The following is an 18,435-nucleotide window of genomic DNA, read 5'->3' as shown; positions in this document are numbered from 1 at the left end:
GTCAGAACGTCTCCAGGACCGGGCTTTCGAGCAGCTTGCCGGTCGCCACGTCGGCAATGCCGCGATCCGTCTGGTGCGGCCCGGCATTGCAGGCGAGCGTCGCCCCGAAGCAGGCCTTGAACACGAGATAAGGAGGCTGCCACTCCACGATTCCGCCGGCAGCCTCGCGAATGGCCGCGAACCCTGCTGCGACTTCGGCCAGCGACGTGTCCGAAACAAGCCCGCAAAGCGGCAGAGGCAGCAGCGCCTCGACCTTTCCTCCGGCAGCGACCGCCATCCCGCCGCCGGCTTCAATCACCGCATTGGCCGCAACCATCATGTCGCGGGGGTTGCCGCCGAAGACCGTCAGATTGTGGCTGTCGTGCGAAACGGTCGTCGCAAAGGCGCCGCGCCACTCGCCCCAGCCTTCAAGCAAACCGACCCGCGGACGGCTGTCGGCGCGGCCATGCCGATGGGCGACGGCGATCAGCGTCGTACCCTTCGGCGGCACCAGATATCCGCCCGAAACCTCGGCTCTCGTCTCGCCCCATCGGGTGAAGCGCGGCCGGTCGATCGTCACGACCCGGGCCGTGCTGCCAGTGGCAGCGATGCGAAAATCGTCCACTGTCAGCGGTTCGATCTTCATCGTGTTGCGCAAGGGCGAGACATCGGCCGCGACGGGCGCCTGAAGCATCCCACCGCCGCTCGCCACCAGCCTGCCGTTCGCCAGCACATGCCGCGCACGGAAATCACGAATGTCCTCGAAGAGCACGATGTCGGCACGGCGACCGGGAGCGATCAGGCCGAGATCGGCCCTTCCGAGCCGCCGGGCGGCATTGAGGGTTGCCGCCTGCAGCGCCCACTCGGCCTTGAGCCCGTAGCGCACGAGGCGGCGGACCACGTCGTCGAGGCCGCCGTCGCGGTGAAGATCGTCCGGGAACACGTCGTCGGTACAAAGTGTGACCGTCTGCGGCAGATGCCCGAAAGCACCGAGCGCTGTCACGAACTCGGGAAGAAGGTGATCGTGCGAGCCCCGCAGCTCGATGGTCAGTCCCGCGCGGAGCTTCGCTATCAGGTCGTCGCCGGAGACGAGTTCGTGATCGGAGCTGACGCCGGCCGTCACGAAGGCCTGCAGGCCGGCTCCCGCCAGGCCGCGCGCATGCCCGTTTACCTGTTTGCCCGCCTTTAGCCCCGCCTCGACGATCGCAGTCATGCGCGGATCGCCGTCGATGACGCCGCGCATGTTCATGACCTCGGCAATCCCGCCGATCTCCGGCCAGGACAGCATTTCCGCGACGGCATCGGCGTCGAAATCCGCGCCGGCGACCTCCAGACCGGGAGCGGAGGGCACGCAGGACGGCGCCAGCACCACGGCGCGCAAGGGCAGACCGCCCATTGCGTCGACAGCCCAGCGCACGCCGGCAAGTCCGCTCACATTTCCCAGTTCGTGTGGGTCCCAGACGACTGTGGTCACGCCGCGCGGCACCACGGCGGCAGCGTAGACCGCGGGCGTCACCATAGAGCTTTCGACATGCATATGCGTGTCGATAAGGCCGGGCGAAAGGTAGGCTCCCGCCGCATCGATGACCGTGTCCGCGTCGCTGCGCGACCCGGGTGCATGGACGCTCGCGATGAGCGCGCCGACGATCCCGACATCCGCTGCCCGGCATTCACCCGTCACGACATCCACGACCGTGCCGCCGGCCACGAGCACGTCGAAGGGCGCATCTCCGCGTGCGGCGGCAACTGCGCGCGCCCGCAAGCCGGCGTCATCGAGATCGGCGGGTTGCTGCAGGTCCTTCATCTGGCGGCTTCCTTGGCGAGCGCACCCAGCAGGTGCCCGCGGACACGCTCCGCATCCACGTCGACCGCATAATGGGCGTTGAATGTCTCGTGGCTCCCCCGGGTCTCGACCACCGTCCGGCCGCGCGTCAAGGCACCGGCAAGCTCGACATCGATTCGCGCCGGGCGAAACGACACAGCGTTTCCATCGACCAGCGCAACGGCTGCGCAGGGATCGTAGATCGCCATGCCCACCCTTCCACGGCTCGTGCCGATCGCGACGTAGCCCGCGAGAAGGTCGGCAAGCAGCGCGGCCTTCGCGCCACCTGCGATGCGCATGGCTTCCACATCGTCCGGATAGGCGATGACCTTCCGGCAGAGGTCGAGATCGACCATCCGGAACGGCACGCCGTGGGCAAGCACGATGGCAAGCGCTTCCGGATCGGCGAAGGCGTTGAACTCGGCCGACGCCGTATGATTGCCACTGGAAACACCGCCACCCATCCAGGTGAGCTCGTCGATCCGCGCGGCGAGGTCGGGACGTGCCAGAGCAAGGGCAGCGATATTGGTTAGCGGCCCGAGCGCCAGGATGCGATGCGGACCGCCGCCGTCCTCCAGCCAGCGGCAGAGAGCACGGAACGCGTCGCTGTCCGGCAGGGCGGGTGCATCGGGGAGGCTCATTCCCGCCGTCGGAATGCCGGTCCTGCCAAGGATGCGCTCCGCCGTCTCGAGCTTCCCGAGCACGGGTAGCGCCCGTCCCTGATGGATCGGAAAGGTCCAACCGAAGGCCTGCGCTGCTGCCGCGGCGTTGCGCTTCACCTGCTCGAGCGGAACATTACCGTAGACCAGCGAGACGCCGTCGACGGCCTCACCGGCGTGAAGGACGACGAGCATCGCGGCGATGTCGTCGAAGCCCATATCCGTGTCGATCCAGATGCCCATGGCGGATCAATTGAACCTTTCCAGCCTCGCGGCCCTTTCGACCGGCAGATCGAAGGCGAGCGTGGTGCCTGCGGCGTGCGCGGGCACGGCCGCATCCACTTCGGCCTTCAGTGCACCGAGCGGCGTATCGAGCAGGTATTCGCGCGTGCTGCCCGAAAAAGAGGCCCCGCGCACTGTGCCCGTGAAAGGACCTGACCCCAGGGTCACCATGCGCGGGCGCCAGGCAAGCCCCGCCGCACCATGCGGCAAAGGCCCGGGAAGCTCGATCGGCCCGTTTCCGGCGCGCAATTTGCCGTTCTCGATGGCAAAGATATTCTCGAAGCCGACGAAATCGGCCACGAAGGCGGAGGCCGGCCGGTTATAGATCTCTTCCGGCGTGCCGATCTGCTCGATCGCACCGTTCAGCATCACCACGATGCGGTCGGCCAGTGACAGCGCCTCGCCCTGATCATGGGTGACGAAGATCATCGTGACGCCGGTTTCCCTCTGGACCCGCTGCAGTTCCGTGCGCATCTCGAGCCTCAGCCGCGCGTCGAGGTTGGAAAGGGGCTCGTCGAGAAGAAGTACCTTCGGCTCCATCACCATAGAGCGGGCAAGTGCTACGCGCTGCTGCTGACCGCCGGAAAGCTCGGCCGGTTTCCGGTCGGCAAAGCTCGTCAGCCCGACGGATTTCAGGCCGGTCCCGACACGGGATTCGAGCTCCGCGCCGGAGAGGCCCTTCAGCCGCAGACCGAAGGCGACATTTTCGAAGACGGTGAGATGCGGGAATAGCGCATAGGACTGAAAGACAAGACCGACGGAACGCCTGTTCGCGGCAACGCGGGTGATGTCGGCGCCGTCGAGGCTGATACGGCCCGATTGCGGCTTCAGCAGGCCGGCGATGGAGCGCATCGTCGTGGTCTTGCCGCAGCCCGAAGGTCCGAGAAAGGCCACAAGCTCGCCTTTTCGAATAGACAGATCGAGATCCTTCACCGCGACGGTGTCGCCATAGGCGAGCGTCAGTTTTTCGAGGCTGAGGAAGGCGGGGTCAGACATAGCGGGAAAATCCTAGGAAACGCTCGGCGAGGAAGACGATGCCGATGGACATGAAGGCGAGAAGCGCCGAAAGCGCCGCGACCGATGGATCATAGGTGATCTCCATGTAGGAGAGCATGTCGATCGGCAGGGTGCGCACGCCGGGGCCGGAAAGGAACAGCGAAACCGGCACCTGATTGAAGCTGGTGACGAAGCCGAGGATGAAGGCGGCGAGAATGCCGCTGCGGATATTCGGCATGACCACACGGAAAAAGGCGCCTGAACGCGACGAGCCGAGCAGCACGGCGGCCTCCTCGATATCGGATCGCAGGTTGTTGAGGCTCGCCGAAACGACCCGCACCGCATAGGGCAAGACGAGCGCCGTGTGTGCCAGGAAGAGCGCGAGCGTGATGTTGAAGCCGAAGGGGACGACGAGATAACGCAGCAGCGCGAGGCCGACGATGATGCCAGGCACGATGATCGGCAGGGAGACGACGGTGCGCACCGTTTCGCCGAAAGGCAGCCGGTAACGCGAAAGCGCGTAGGATGCCGGGATGCCGAGGGTGAGCGCGGCAGCCGTCCCGCCGATGGCAAGCAGCATCGACATGGTGAAGCTCTCGCGGAAGCTCTCGACCTCGAAGACCTTTGCGACCCATTTCAGCGACAGGCCCTGCGGCGGAAAGGCAAGCGTTTCGCCCCCCGACAGCGATGCCGCGACGATGATGAAGAAGGGGCCGATCAGAAACGCGGTGACGAGTACGAGCACCGTTACCGGGAAAAGACGGGAATTCATCGCTTGCTCCTCGCGGTGGCAAGCCGCTTCAAGAGAAGGTTGGCTGCGAAGCTCATGACGATCAGGATGAAGGCGATGACGCTTGCGGAGACGAAATCATTGGCGACGGTCACACGCTGATAGAGGAGCGTCTCCAGCATCAGGACCTTGGAGCCCCCGAGGATCGCCGGCGTGATATAGGCTGTCAGGGAGCCGGTGAAGACGAGCGTTCCGCCGATCACCAGACCTTCCTTGGTGAGCGGCAAAATGACCTTCCAGAAGACCTGAAACCAATTGGCGCCGAGTACCCGCGCGGCGGGGATCGCGTCCTTCGGCATGTTTTCGAGCGCGCTGATCAGAGCCAGGATCATCAGCGGCAGGAAGAGCTGCAGGAGTCCGACGAAGACCGCCGTCTCCGTGAACAGGAAGCGCACCGGTTCGTCCGTCAGGCCGACGCTCGTCAGTGCCTGATTGACGATCCCGGTCCTTCCCAGAATGACGATCCAGGCATAGGTGCGCGCAACCGGCGATATCATCAGCGGCAGCACGACGAGACCGATCATCCGGCCCTTGCCCTTCGGCGGCAGGTTGACGATCGCGAAGGCAGCGGCATAGCCGATGACGGCGGCGACCACGGTTACCGTCGCGCCGAGCCGCAGCGTGCGCAGGAACACCGTCCGGTTGAGCGGATCGGAAAGGAAGCCGGTATAGGCGGATACCGACCAGCCCTCCGCATTGCGGAAGCCTTCGGCGAGCAGAATGACAACCGGCGCCAGAAAGACGACGGCGGCGAACACGGCCGCCGGCAAGGCAAGCGCCAGCGCCTCGGCCCGGTTGTGGAACATCTCTACGCCTTTCCGCGGCAGTGCCGCCGTTGGATACGTGGCGCGACGCCGGCAGATTCTGGCGTCGCGCGAAACAGGAGCCCGGCTCTTACTGGCCGACCTTGGCGTTCCATTCGGAAAGCCAGGCTTCCCGGTTGTCGAGCGCCACGGCCGACGGGATCAGTTTCAGGTTCTTGACCGTCTCTTCGCCGTAGGTGAGATTCTCGGCAATCTCGGGCGAGACTTTCACCTCCTTGTTGGCCGGGCTGTCGACCAGCTTTTCGGCGAGCGCCGTCTGGATTTCCGTCGACAGCCAGAAATCCATGAACTGAAGCGCCAGATCCTGGTTCTTCGAGCCCTTGGCCAGGACCATGACGTTCATGCCGCCGGTCTGGCCCTCCTTCGGAGTCGCCCACTTGATCGGCAGATCCATCTTGGTGAAGCCCTCCCAGGAGAAACGGCCGATCGGCGCTGCCCAGATTTCCTCCTGCTGCATCAACTGCACGAGTTGCGAGGATTTGACGTAGAAAGTGACGATATCGTCCTTCTTCTCGCCGACGGCGGCGATCGCAGCCTTGAGGTCAGGCGCATTCTGCCCCAGCGCCTCACCGATCATGTAGAGCGTGGGCGGGCCCTGATTGGTCGTGACGTTCGGAAGAGCCACATGCCCGGCGAGCTTGTCGCCGAGCAGATCGGCCCAGGACGTGACTTCCACCTTATCGGACCGATAGACGATCGAGGTGGCGTAGAAAGTGTAGCCGACGCTCATGCCGTCGCCGTTCGGATCCTTGGCGATGTCGTAGAGCTTGTCGAAATTGCTGAGCTTCGAGGTATCGATCTTTTCGATCAGGCCGGCCCTCGTAGCGGAAAGCGCGTCCGCCATGGAAACGACTGCCATGTCGATGACCGGATTTGCCTTGTTGGCCTCCATCTTGGCGAGGCGCTCGACGCTGTTGCCGGTTTCGACCACGAGCTTGCAGCCGCACTTGGCTTCGAAGGGATCATAGACCAGCTCCTTGAACGCGTCCTGGGCGAAGCCGTAGACGGAGATGGTCAGTGTCTTCTCCTGAGCGGATGCGGCATGGGCGCCGATCAAGAGAAGTGCGCTCGAGGCGAGCAGGATGTTCTTCATGGCTGCGGTTCTCCTTCGCTGACAATGGGTGGCTGGACGTTGGGGGGTGGCTGCACGTTGGGGGGCGGCTGCACGTTGGGGGGTGGCGTCGCCGTGGACTGGCGGACGACGAGTTGCATGGGCACTTTCGAAATGGTGGCTGCAACGGGCGCGCCAAGCGGGCGAGGCTCGGCTTCTCGGGTGCCGATCGCCTGCACCAGCGCTTCGATCGCAATCGCTGCGATGCGCGCCATGTCCATTCTGACCGTCGTCAGCGCCGGCGTCACGACCGGCGACCAGATCAGGTCGTCGAAGCCGGTAACGCTCGCCTGCTCCGGGACATGGATACCGGCGCGCTGCAGTTCCGTCAGCGCTCGCAATGCGTGAAGGTCGGAGACTGCCGCGAAGGCAGTCACGCCCCGCGCTACCTTCCCGGCCAGCCCCAGCGGGCAACCCCTGCCGGCTACCTGCTCCAGCCGCTCGATCCACAGCGTCTCGACGCGCACGCCTTCACCCAAAGCCGAGCGAAGGCCGCCAATGCGGTCGTTCTGTACGTTCGAGGCTGGATTGTTTCCGATGATCAGCAGGCGCCGATGGCCGAGCTTCAGGAGATGTTCGGCGATCTGGCGTCCACCGTCCCAGTGATCCGCAGCCACCGTGTTGCCTGGCGTCGACGGCGTGTCCACCACTGCAACCGGGCAACCGACATCGGCAATGCGCGTCCCGCGGCGCGGCACGATGACCATGCCCTCGACGCCCCGTTCGATGAGCCGCTCGATCGCTCTCGTCTGGACCGCGACGTCGCCGCGGGAATCGGCGATCAGCACGCCGTAGCCGGCAGAAGACGCTGCGAACTCGATGGCCTGGGCGATCTGGGGAAAAAGCGGATTGCTGATATCGGGCAGCACCAGCCCGATAACGCCGCTCCTGCCTGTCCTGAGCGCCCGCCCCGCCTGGCTCGGCACGTAACCGAGCTCCGTCGCGGTGGCGCGGATCTTTTCGGCGAGTTCCGCCGAAACACGCCCCTTGCCCGAAAGCGCGTTGGAAACCGTCGCCGCGGAGACGCCGAGAGTAGTGGCTATCCTCGTCAGTTTAGGTCCGGGACGTGCCAAGGTCCAGTTTTCCGCCGCAAGCTGATTAAACGATTAACCAGCGATATATCAGCCGATTGACCCTGTCGAATCATTTTTCCCAAGAAGCTGTGGATCGAGCGCTGCTCGGGCACCTACCGCGCGACGAAGAGCAGGTCGAAGCCCTTGATCTCACCTTTGGAGATCGATTTACGTATCGCGCGCCAGAGCGCCGCCCGGTTTTCCAGGCGAAAGCCGCGCAGACTTCTTATCAGACGGAGGGTCGCCACCGCAGTCCTGGCCAGCCGCAGAACGGCAGGCCCGGAGAGCGACGCTGCCAGTATTTGCGGATGCACCGCGAGAAGCACGCTCGCGGTCCTCTTCCGGTCGATCGCCCGAAACTGGTCGAGCACCTTGTACTCGTAACCTTCGATATCGATCTTGAAGCAAAGCCGTTCGGTCCTCGCCATCGCCTGAAGCTCGGGAATGGTGATCGTTTTTGCCTCGATGGACATGCCAGTGTCGTCGGCGATCAGCGCAGACGTTTCGGAGCTTCCGAAACCGCCACCCACTGAATTGAGAACGAGGCATTCGTCCTGCGAGAGAGCCGCGTTGACGAGTTCGACCTCGCCGGCGTTTCCATCTTTCATCTCGATGAGGATCCCGAAACAAACCGGGTCGGGTTCGACAACGATGACATTGTCGGCGCTTTGCGCCGCCCAATAGGGCGTCACGCCGATCCACCCGCCGATATCGATATAGGTCGTTTTCTCGTCGACGAAGCGCGCGATATTGCGAAAGGTGCCTGGCTCCCATTGGCCCGCCTGGAGGCGACTGAAGAAGCGTGCCTTTTCCGGCTTGTCGGGGAAGTAGACGGTTCGCTTGTGATAGGTGATGGCGCGCATCGCGCTTCTCTAGCGCATGAATTCACAAAGCGGAACCGTTTTCCGGGAAGTCGCGGGAGACAGGTAAGGGTGGCCGAAACTCAGGCCTCTGCCCTCTGGGCGCGGCTGCGCGCCTCCGTCAACTCGGAAGTCGTCTGGCTGAGACGGTCGGCCAGCACCCGCATGATCTCGACTGCCATCTCCGGGAAATCAGCCAATAGTTTGAGGAAATCATCCTTCCGGATCCGCAATGCTTCGAGTGAGGTGGTCGTCTTGACGGTTGCCGTACGCGGCGTGTTGCAGAGGATGGCGATCTCGCCAACGATCGAATTCTGCTCCACTTCGGCGACTTTCAGCTGTCCGCTCGGCGTCGAAACGAGCACATCCGCATTGCCCGAAAGGATCACATAGGCAGCGTCGCCGATATCCCCCTGATGAAACAGATCTTCTCCCGCGCTGTACATCACCCGGTCGGAGGTGAAAGCCAGAAGCTTGAGCTTGGCAGGCGGAAGTCCGGAAAACAGCGTTATCCGGCGCAGCATTTCCACTTCATCTTTTAGGAGCATAACAGTCCGCTTCTCCGAATGCGTCGCGCTTGGTGCAAACAGGTTCTAACCCGGCCGGCGGGAACATATGCTTGCCTCCTGACAACAATATTACATCAAGATGCCAGTTCCTTGTAGTCGCTGTCTCTTGAGTGCGTTTCCACCGGTTCGTCGTGCGCCAACCGTCCGTTTTCGAAATGGGCGACGCGGTCGAAGAGTTCCGCCAGATCCTGATTGGCAAGAACCCACAATATAGCGGGCTTTCGCTCGCCATTCCTCAGGAAAGCGAAGGCCTTCCGGGTGATCTGATCCTGCGTGCGCTGGTCGAGCGCCAGAAGCGGCTGATTGAAGACGTAGAAATCCGAGACCCGGATCAGGGCACGCGCGAGATTGAGCTTCTGGCGCTGGCCGGACGTCAAACGCTTGCCGCCGGCGCCGACGTCGAAATCCAGCCCGAACACGAGCACCTTGTTGTAAAGCCCAAGCGACTCGAACAGGTCACGCACGATTGCGCGTATCCGCTCGGACCCGTCCGTGTGCTTGTGGCCGATGCGGCCGAACAGCACGTTGTCCAGGATCGTCGCCGAGGCCATGTAGCGGTCCGGCTGGTAATGCTCGATGATGCCGACGAGATCGGCCGGGAGGCCGTCGCTGAACTCACGGCGCGCCTCGACGATCTTCTGCATGAGATCGTCCGTCAGGAGACCGAAGCGATGCCGCGGCTCGATATAGCCGAAACACAGGCGGATGATCCTGATGGCATCATCCTCGGACACCTCCTCGAGCGGTTTTCCCCTCACCTTCTGAAGAAGCGCCTCGTAGGCGGGGATTTCCTCGGCCGTCATGAAGGTGAGCTGCTGGAAGAACGGGTGGTCCGGCGGCAAGTCGCGGAACAGTTCAACGACGTTCTCGGCGATTTCCAGCCCCATCTCGTAGAAGGTCTCGTGCAGGCCCGCCCGCTTCAAAACGGTCTTGAAGAAGGGATGGTCCTCGAGCGCCTTCTCCCATCGGTTGCTGTCGGTGACCGTGCCGAAGAGCAGGTTCTCCCCGACGGTCGCCTCGACATTGTAGGAGCCCGGTTCGAAGAAGACGACGAGGTCGCTGAGCTTCTCGGCCTCGAGCCTTTGCCGAAGCGCGCTGCGCATCGCCACGATCTCGCCGGCGAAAGCCTCGTGCTCGGTCGGATCGATCGTCGAACGGACAGCAAGCGCAAGGACGTCATTGCTCAAGAGAACGACGTCCAGCACGGCTCTGATCTTCGCGAAGAGGTCGTCCGGCCCCGTCGCGCCCGCGGCCGGGTAATCGATCCAGTCACTGTTCAGGTCGTAATGCGGATTGCCGGCGAGCTTCGCCTCCACAAGTTCCCACCTGCGTTGAGCTTCACTGTCGCCCTCATAGACGACCTCCGTCAACGGAGCATGCTTGAGGCCGTAGAGCAGATTGTCGCCGAGGCTGCCCTGGAAGGCAAAGACGTCGGAGGAGGCGTAGGATATTCGCCTGCCCACCACCGATTCCGGCAACTCATGAATATCGACGTCGCCTATGAGGATTCGGCCGGTTGCGGGCCAGGTCAGCCGGCCGAATGCCTCGGCCAGCGCCTCGCCGCCTCCGGACGTACCCCCGGTAACCGCGACCGTTTCGCCGGGTTGGACCTGCAGCGATACATGTTCCACGACCTTCGAGCCGCCGTCGTCGGCGACCGAAAGGTTGACGGCCGCCAGCGCTCCGGTGAGCGGCGTTGCCGGGTCGAGGGAAATCGCCTGCACCTTGGGGTCGATCAGCGGTTCGACGCTGAACTGTTCTACGACCTGGGCATATTTGACCTGCACATCCTGGCGCGCCTGGTCCCAATCGATCAATTCCTTCAAAGGACCCGGCAGGTCCTTGTAGGCGCCGATGACCGCGACAAGCTGGCCGATATCGAGCCGGCCCTGAAGCGCAAAATATCCGCCGATCGAATAGAACAGGAACGGCGTCACCTGGGCCAGGAAGTTGTTCAGGAATTTGACCAGAAACTTCCACTGATAGAGATCGTAGCGGATCTTGAATATCCGGCCGAGCCGCGCGGCAATGTCGGCCCGTTCGAAATTCGAGGTATCGTGGGCGCGGATCGTGCCGATGCCGTCGACGATCTCGCTGACGCGCCCCGACAGCTCACGCGCCGTCAACTGACGCTCGCGGCCGAGCACCAGCAGTCGCCTGCGCATGCGCGGGATAATGACGGCCTGAACGGCGACTATGGAGGCTGCGATGATGCCCAGCCAGAAGCTCTGGAGGAGGATGAAGATGAGCGCCGTCAGAGCCTGGCCGCCGAGAAGGGCGGGCTGTACGAAGGCGTCTCCTGTGAAGCCGCCCATCGGCTCCACCTCGTCCTTGATCATGGTCGAGATTTCGGCCGGCTTGACGCGCTTGAGATAGCCGGGGGGAAAGCGCAGAACCCGGTCGACGAGCTCGAAGCGGATTCGCCGCAGAAGCCGTTCGCCGAGCCGGCCCTTGTAGGTGTTGATATAGAATTTGAAGAGCCCGTTGATGATCACGAGCAGCAGGAATACCAGGCTCAAGGCCAGCAGCATGCCTTCCCTGCCGAGATCGAAACCCGAGAAGAGGTTGACCTCACCGAAGAACGGCAGGTTGAACGAAATCGGCAGGAACGGTTGAGTCGCCTCGGGGCCGTCGAAACCTGCACCCTGGATCGGTCCGTTGACGATCTGCTTCGGCAGATCGAACGACAGGAAATAGGGAACCATCGACAGCGCCACGACCAGCAATATCCAGAGCTGCTGCTTGCGGGTGTGAGTCCAGATGTAGCGGGAAAGACGTGGTTCCATGTGCCGGTAAAGAGACCTATCTGAAATTCGGGATCGCTCGGCTGTTCTGCCGGCGGACTACAGCGCCGCAATTGGTGCCGGTCCGCCTGATCGTCAATGGGCCTGCGCTACCTCCACGAAATCGTGACTACCCGGCATGAGAGCAGAGCGATGCGCTATGTCAAGCCTCGATAGATACGCAGTACCGCTCATCTGCGCAGGCGTCTTGCCTCCACTCCTGCGGCCCACTCCGGCGCCTTGCGCTCAACTGGCCGTGAGCTTACAACAGCCGCATGACGCATGCCAGCCACTCTTCCCGCCTTCCCGAAGATTGGCGCGAAAGCGCCCATGACCTTGCCCGGGGTTGGCTGCGTATTCCGGCAGCCGGCTCGTCGGTGGCATAGCCAGGGTCATTGCGAAGCATCCGCACGCGAACATTGCCAACGCCTTCAACCACAAGCAGGTCGACTGAAAGATGTGGGCGCGCGACAAGCTCTTCGAGAGCATCGGCGCAGATTGTCGCCGGGTCGTCGTGCTCGGCGGCAGGTACGGCGTCCTGTCGGCCATGCTGCTCGAAGATTTGCGCTTCGACATCGAATTCGCCGTGAGCTGCGACCTCGATCCCGCGGTCGAGCCGATACGCACACGCTCGACTATCGCGCCCTGAATGCGGATCTGCTGACCAACACGAGCTGCGAGCAACTCGCCACGCGCGTCATGCTGATCGGGTCGGTCTAACTCCTGGAGCGGGATGAGGAAAAGTGCGGTTTTCCGCCTGCTTGCCTCGTCTCGACTTATTAGCACATCATGATCCAGGTCGATCCGACCTAAATCATCGTGATCTAAAGCGCTGTCTCGACAAAAGGCGCTCACCGATGATCCTCGCCGTTCCTGCGGCTCCGTCGAGGTCGAGCGGCGGGATGGCCGGTCTCGGTCGTGCAAGCATCGCCCTCACCTTCGCGGCCAGAAGCTCGGGCGTGATCCCCTCCTCCGGCAGCACCCCGGCGAGATCGAGCTGTTCGAGCCGTGCCGCCCGCGTGCTCTGTTCGGTCTCGCCACCCGCGGTAAAGGGGATGAGGAGGCATGCGCATCCTGCACGCAGAATGTCGCACACGGTGTTGTAGCCGGCCTGCGAGACGGAAAGGCGGGCACCGCCGAGCAAGCCACCGAAATCCCGCCGGAAACGAAAGAGGCTGACGCCCTCCGGAGCCGCGGCCGCGAATGTGTCGAAATCCGCCTGCGGCAGGTTCGGGCCTGTTATCAGGCACCAGCGAAGCGCATTCGGCAGAAGCTTCCCGGCCTCGAGCGCCGCGCCGATCAGCTCCCTGCCGACAGCGCCTCCGCCCGCCGAAACCACAATGTCGAATTTCTCGGCCGCTTCATTCGGCGGCGGCGGGGCGATGAGGCCCGTATAGATGACCTTGTCGCGGATTTCGTCGGCAAGGGGAAATGTTTCCTCGATACGGGCGAATCCGGGATCGCCGTGAACGAGTACGAGATCGAAATGGTTCTTGACGAGTTCGACGGTTTCTTCGGCCCTTCCAGGCTTGACCCTCTCCTGCAGAATGTCGCGCAGCGACGTCGCCACGAGCGGCGGCCGGTCGCTCGCCGCAATTTCAGCGAGCAGCGGCAGCAGTTCGAACCGCATCTGCCGGCGCCCGAAGGGGAAGGCCTCGATGATGACGACGTCCGGTTCCGCGCGTCGGAACGCCTCTATGAGCAGATCCCGTCGGTGCTCCTGAAAAAGGGCCGTGACCGGGTTTCCGTCGCCGTCGACAAGCCCGGAAAACCCTTTGTCGCCGGCAGTCACCGCCGGTAGCGCGACGGTCTGCACGCCTTCCCCCGGAAAGCCCGGCACCGGCGTGCCGCCGGTCACCATCGTGACCTCGAAATCCCGTTCGACCAGCGCTCCGGCAATGCGGCTCGCGCGCGCCAGATGCCCGATACCGAGTAGATGCTGCACATAGAAAAAGACGCGGGGCCTGCTCAAGGGCTTCTTCTCCATTCGCTTTCGAAGAGCCCGACCAGCTGACCGACGCTGGAGTGATGGTCGAACTCGTTGCGCACGCGCCGTTCGCCGGCGGCGCCAAGTCGCCGGCGAAGCTCCGGGTCGCGGATCAGCCGCTCCAGTGCCGCGGCAAGAGGCTCCGGGCTTTCCGGCGGCACCACAAGCCCGTTTTTGCCATCTTCAAGAAGTTCGGGAATGCCGGAGACTGCGGTCGAGATACAGGCAAGCCGCTGGCTCGACGCTTCCACGAGCACATTCGGCAGCCCGTCGCGGTCGCCATTGGCCGTCACCCGACAGGCCAGTGCGAAGATGTCGGCCTCGCGGTAGCGGTCCAAAACGTCCTTTTGATCGAGCGCCCCGTGCCAGCGGACGCGATCCTCGATGCCAAGCTTTGCAGCAAGCGCCTGGAGCCGGCCGGTGAGCTCTCCCGCACCGATGTGCTCGAAGCGCCAGTTGGCATCCGCAGGCAACAACGACAGCGCCTTCAGGAGGACGTCATATCCCTTCTTGGGAACGGCGCGCCCGACGCTGACGATGCGCACCGGATCGTCGGGATCCGAGCCGTCGCGCCGGGTATGCTCGCCTTCGAAGGCCGGGAAACGATCGAGATCGAGGCCGTGATAGCTCAGATGGACCCGGGTCTGGTCCTTCGACAGGTCCCGCAGATGCTCATAGCCGCTTCGGGTGCAGGTCACAGTCCAGCGGGCCCGGTCGAGCTTGCCCGAAAGCTCCCAATCCTCAGAGGTCCAGATGTCCTTTGCATGGGCGGAGCAAGTCCAGGGTATGCCGGTGATGATGCTCGCATAGTCCGTTACCGAGGCCGGCGTGTGAATGAAATGGGCATGCAGCCACGCGGCGTCTTCCGGCCATTCGGTTACGAGCACCAGCGCCTGGCCGAGACGGCGGAAGCGGTTGCGTGAAACGTCTCGCGCGAGGTCCCGGAGGAACGGCCCCAGCACGCGCCGGAAGCCGGGCTTCCGGACGGTCTTCACCAGCGCGCGGAGAACGCGCCACGGCTCCTCATGCAGATATTCAGGCAGGTAATGGACGGCCGCGCGTATTTCGTCATGGACGGGATGGCGCTTCCTGTCAGTCGGACGGCGCAGGGCGACCAGGACGAGCTCATGCCCTGCTCTTTCGAGGCCCAGCAGTTCCTGCGCAATGAACGTTTCCGAAAGGCGTGGATAACCCTTCAGCACGACGGCGATCTTCGGTTTCGGTAACACGTGTCTTCAGTTCGATCTTTTCACGACGGCCAAATGCTCCTTCGATCTATGATCGAGCCATTCGCCGACGATGTCGGATATGTGGACGAGGCCTTCCAGCCTCAGGCCATTGGCGCGGAGCGACGGCGGTGCGCGCTGCGGCAGCGCCTTCAGGGCCGCAGCAAGGCGCAGCGGCTCCTCCGCTTCCTGCGGAAGCAGCATGTCGACGAGCCCGAGTGCGGAGGCACGCTGGGCGCGGATCAATTGTTCTTCGCGTGGCTGAAGACGCGGCACGATCAGAGCAGGCTTGTCGAAAGAGAGAATCTCGCAATAGGTGTTGTAGCCGCCCATCGACACCACACCCCTGGCGCCGGCTACCAGTTCCTCCATGCGATTGTCGAACTCGATAATCTTGATGAATGGGATCTTGCTTCCCTTCTTGATCAGCTTGTTGCGCTGCTTTGCGGGCATGTAGGGGCCGAGGACGACGAGCGCGTTATGCGTGAGTTCGGGATCCTCCTGATAGGCGTGGATCACGTCATGGATGAGGTCCGCTCCGTCGCCGCCGCCGCCGGTGGTGACCAGTATGTAGTCGCCTTCCGGCTTATGGCCGTGCAGCGCATCGTGGGAAACGCTTCTTTGCAGAAAGCCGACGAAGTTCATGCGATCGCGCACGGCAACGGGCACGTCGAGCCCGACCAGCGGATCGTAGAAATCCGGCGGTCCGTAGACCCAAATCGAATCATAGAACTGCTCGATCTTGCGCATCGTGTCGCGCCGCTTCCATTCCTCTTCCAGGAGGTGCGGCGAGTCCATCACTTCCCTTAGGCCAAGCACCAGCCTGGTGCCGTGCGTCTTCAGGTAGGCGAGCGTATCCTCCACCTCGCCGCGCAGGCCCATCGGCTCCTTGTCGACGACGAAAATATCCGGCCGGAAGTTTTCCGCCGTCGACCGGATGATCGACTGCCGCATTTTCAACGTTTCGTGCAGCTCGATGTGGCGGTCCAGCGAAGTATATTCGCCGTTTCGGAGCTTTATGACGCTCGGAATCTTCACGAAGTCGACGCGGGCGCGATAATCGAAGGCGCCGGCGATTGTCGCACCGGAGATGATCAGGATCTGCAGTCCGCTGTAATCTTCCACCAGGGCATGGGCGATGGCGCGACAACGTCTGAGATGGCCGAGCCCGAAGGTATCGTGGCTGTACATGAGGATGCGGGCATCCTCGAAGCGCCGTGTCATACGAAAAACCTTTCGCTCAAAGATAGAAACGTCGAAGTCTATTGCAGCGATCGCTTGCAGCCAACAGCGATACCGGGGCTTATTTGTAGGGATCGGCGGCGTCGCGCAACCCGTCTCCCAGGAAGTTGAACGCCAATATCACAAGAATGACCGGGATCGTGGGGAAAAGCAGCCACGGATAGAAGGCAATGACGCTGACGCTCTTTGCCTCGGTGAGCAGGATGCCCCAGCTGGTTATCGGAGGACGCAGCCCCAGGCCGAGGAAGCTCAGCGCCGTTTCTCCAAGGATCATGCCGGGTATGGAGATCGTTGCCGTGGCGATGAGATGGGACATGAAGCCCGGAACGAGGTGGCGCCCTATGATGCGTCCGCTTTTCGCGCCCATCAACTGCGCGGCAAGGACATAGTCTTCCTCCCTGAGCGCCAGCAGCTTCGAGCGCACGGCGCGCGCAAGGCCGGTCCAGTCGAGAAGGCCCAGGATGACGGTTATACCCAGATAGATGAGAAGCGGGCTCCATGTCGCCGGCATGATCGCCGCCAGGGAAAGCCACAGCGGAATGCTCGGGATCGACTGCAGGACTTCGATCAGTCTCTGAACCACAAGGTCGAAGATCCCGCCATGATATCCGGCAAGCCCGCCGATGACGATGCCGAGAACGAAGCTGACGGTGATGCCGAGAAGTCCGATCGTCAGCGATATCCGCGCTCCGTAGATGATCCGCGACAGCACGTCGCGGCCGAGACGGTCCGTGCCCAGGAGGAAAAGCTGCCCTCCCTCCGCCGGGCAAACCAGATGCAGATTGCTTTCGAACAAACCCCAGAAACGGTAGTCGTCCCCGCGGCAGAAGAACCGGATCCGCTCGACGGCCGTCGTATCGTCCGTGTAGTTGCGCTTCAGCGTGTCCATGTCCAGCTTCATCGTCCGGCCGTAGACGAAGGGGCCGACGAATTCACCCTCGTGGAAAAAGCGAACGCTCTGCGGCGGCGCGTAGATGAAATCGACATTGCGTGTATGCAGGTTGTAGGGCGCGAGAAACTCGCAGATCAGGATCATCCCGTAGAGCATCGCGAGGAAGATGCCCGAGACGAGCGCGACCTTGTGGCGCTTGAACTTCCACCACATCAGACGCAGCTGCGATGCCTGGTTCACCCGCACCTGCTCCTCGGTCATGACCTCCACGGAATAGGGGTCGAAGGGCGCGGTCGAAACGTAGTGCGGAAGGGGCTCGCCGGGCGCCGGGATCGGTGACGTCACTTTGTGCTCCTGCCTTGCAGACGAATTCGAGGATCGAGGACGGCGAGCGCCAGATCGGAAACCAGCACTCCGATCACGGTGAGGAACGCGAGGAACATCAGGAACGACCCGGCGAGATACATGTCCTGGCTCTGCAGCGCCTTGATCAGCATCGGTCCGGTGGTTTCGAGGGACAGCACGATTGCCGTGATTTCCGCACCCGAAATGATCGCCGGCAGGATCGACCCGATATCCGAAATGAAGAAATTGAGCGCCATGCGCAGCGGATATTTGAGCAGGGTTCGGGTGGGCGAAAGCCCCTTGGCGCGGGCGGTCACGACATATTGCTTCTGGAGTTCGTCGAGCAGATTGGCCCTGAGGCGCCGGATCATGCCGGCGGTACCGGCCGCGCCGACGATGATGACCGGGATCCAGATATGCTCCAGTATCGACTTCGCCTTTTCCCAACTCATCGGCTCGGAAAGATACTTCTGGTCCATCAAATGGCCGATCGAAGTTCCGAACCAGATATTGGCGAAATACATGAGGACCAGGGCCAGCATGAAATTCGGGATTGCGATGCCGATGAGTCCGATCAGCGACAGGCCGTAGTCGCCCCAGCTGTACTGGTGCGTGGCAGCATAGAGGCCGATCGGAAACGCGATGACCCAGGTGAAGATGATGGTGAAGAAGGAGACCAGGACCGTGAGCCACAGGCGCTCGCCGACGACCTCGCTCACCGGCAATTCATATTCGAAGGAATAACCGAAATCGCCCTGGAGCATCCCCGCGACCCAGTGGACATAGCGCAGGATCGGCGGCTGGTCGAAGCCATACTGCTTACGCAGCGCCTCGATCTGTTCCATGTTGACGCCCTCGCCCTGCGCCCTGATCTCGGCAATGTAGCTTTCGAAATAGTCGCCCGGGGGCAGTTCGATGATGGCGAAGACGAGCGCGGAGATGATGAGGAGCGTCGGGACCATGACTGCGATGCGCCAGAGAATGTACCGCAGCAT

15 protein-coding genes and 1 pseudogene are annotated in these 18,435 nt (G+C 62.8%); 1 reads left to right on the top strand and 15 read right to left on the bottom strand.

Going from position 1 to position 18,435, the window contains the following annotated elements:
- Position 1: 1 nt before the first annotated feature.
- From ACTJKL_RS10120 to ACTJKL_RS10075, 10 genes are all read right to left on the bottom strand, one after another.
- On the bottom strand, positions 2-1,783 hold the full coding sequence (locus ACTJKL_RS10120; RefSeq protein WP_440852794.1) for an adenine deaminase: 1,782 nt from the start codon (positions 1,781-1,783) through the stop codon (positions 2-4).
- Entirely contained in the window at positions 1,780-2,703 is a 924-nt protein-coding gene (locus ACTJKL_RS10115; protein ID WP_440852793.1) for a nucleoside hydrolase, read from the bottom strand. The genes ACTJKL_RS10120 and ACTJKL_RS10115 overlap by 4 nt, the downstream gene beginning before the upstream one ends.
- Positions 2,704-2,709: 6 nt before the next feature.
- Entirely contained in the window at positions 2,710-3,738 is a 1,029-nt protein-coding gene (locus tag ACTJKL_RS10110; RefSeq protein ID WP_100670460.1) for an ABC transporter ATP-binding protein, read from the bottom strand.
- The gene (locus ACTJKL_RS10105) at positions 3,731-4,510 is read right to left on the bottom strand and encodes an ABC transporter permease (protein WP_018097070.1); all 780 of its coding nucleotides are present in this window, start codon (positions 4,508-4,510) and stop codon (positions 3,731-3,733) included. Before ACTJKL_RS10105 ends, ACTJKL_RS10110 begins: the two co-directional genes overlap by 8 nt.
- Entirely contained in the window at positions 4,507-5,334 is an 828-nt protein-coding gene (locus ACTJKL_RS10100; RefSeq protein ID WP_018097071.1) for an ABC transporter permease, read from the bottom strand. The genes ACTJKL_RS10105 and ACTJKL_RS10100 overlap by 4 nt, the downstream gene beginning before the upstream one ends.
- An 88-nt stretch (positions 5,335-5,422) precedes the next feature.
- Complete coding sequence (locus ACTJKL_RS10095) at positions 5,423-6,445, bottom strand: ABC transporter substrate-binding protein (protein WP_275599022.1); 1,023 nt, start codon at positions 6,443-6,445, stop codon at positions 5,423-5,425.
- Complete coding sequence (locus ACTJKL_RS10090) at positions 6,442-7,536, bottom strand: LacI family DNA-binding transcriptional regulator (RefSeq protein WP_440852792.1); 1,095 nt, start codon at positions 7,534-7,536, stop codon at positions 6,442-6,444. Before ACTJKL_RS10090 ends, ACTJKL_RS10095 begins: the two co-directional genes overlap by 4 nt.
- 113 nt (positions 7,537-7,649) lie before the next feature.
- A complete protein-coding gene (locus ACTJKL_RS10085; protein ID WP_440852791.1) occupies positions 7,650-8,399 on the bottom strand; it encodes an FkbM family methyltransferase in 750 nt (249 codons plus the stop codon).
- A gap of 80 nt (positions 8,400-8,479) precedes the next feature.
- Entirely contained in the window at positions 8,480-8,944 is a 465-nt protein-coding gene (locus ACTJKL_RS10080; RefSeq protein ID WP_100670470.1) for a cyclic nucleotide-binding domain-containing protein, read from the bottom strand.
- Between the two features lie 95 nt (positions 8,945-9,039).
- Positions 9,040-11,751: an ABC transporter transmembrane domain-containing protein gene (locus ACTJKL_RS10075; protein WP_440852790.1), complete on the bottom strand. Its 2,712-nt coding sequence runs from the start codon at positions 11,749-11,751 to the stop codon at positions 9,040-9,042.
- 272 nt (positions 11,752-12,023) lie between these two features.
- Here ACTJKL_RS10075 and ACTJKL_RS10070 point away from each other — a divergent pair.
- Positions 12,024-12,435 (top strand): annotated as a pseudogene (locus ACTJKL_RS10070) (class I SAM-dependent methyltransferase); the annotation flags it as partial.
- A 127-nt stretch (positions 12,436-12,562) separates the two neighbouring features.
- Here ACTJKL_RS10070 and ACTJKL_RS10065 read toward each other — a convergent pair.
- From ACTJKL_RS10065 to ACTJKL_RS10045, 5 genes are all read right to left on the bottom strand, one after another.
- A complete protein-coding gene (locus ACTJKL_RS10065) occupies positions 12,563-13,735 on the bottom strand; it encodes a glycosyltransferase family protein (protein ID WP_440852789.1) in 1,173 nt (390 codons plus the stop codon).
- Positions 13,717-14,964: a glycosyltransferase family 4 protein gene (locus ACTJKL_RS10060; RefSeq protein WP_275599020.1), complete on the bottom strand. Its 1,248-nt coding sequence runs from the start codon at positions 14,962-14,964 to the stop codon at positions 13,717-13,719. The genes ACTJKL_RS10065 and ACTJKL_RS10060 overlap by 19 nt, the downstream gene beginning before the upstream one ends.
- 6 nt (positions 14,965-14,970) lie before the next feature.
- A complete protein-coding gene (locus ACTJKL_RS10055) occupies positions 14,971-16,185 on the bottom strand; it encodes a glycosyltransferase family protein (protein ID WP_275599019.1) in 1,215 nt (404 codons plus the stop codon).
- 79 nt (positions 16,186-16,264) lie between these two features.
- Positions 16,265-17,440, bottom strand: a complete 1,176-nt coding sequence (locus ACTJKL_RS10050; RefSeq protein WP_275599018.1) for an ABC transporter permease — start codon at positions 17,438-17,440, stop codon at positions 16,265-16,267.
- Positions 17,437-18,435: an ABC transporter permease gene (locus ACTJKL_RS10045; protein WP_275599017.1), complete on the bottom strand. Its 999-nt coding sequence runs from the start codon at positions 18,433-18,435 to the stop codon at positions 17,437-17,439. Before ACTJKL_RS10045 ends, ACTJKL_RS10050 begins: the two co-directional genes overlap by 4 nt.

The organism is Sinorhizobium sp. 22678 (assembly GCF_052044265.1).
GTDB classification, from domain to species: Bacteria; Pseudomonadota; Alphaproteobacteria; order Rhizobiales; family Rhizobiaceae; genus Sinorhizobium; species Sinorhizobium meliloti_A.
The sequence above is the reverse complement of the archived record's forward strand: the minus strand, read 5'-3'. Positions and strand labels throughout refer to the sequence as shown.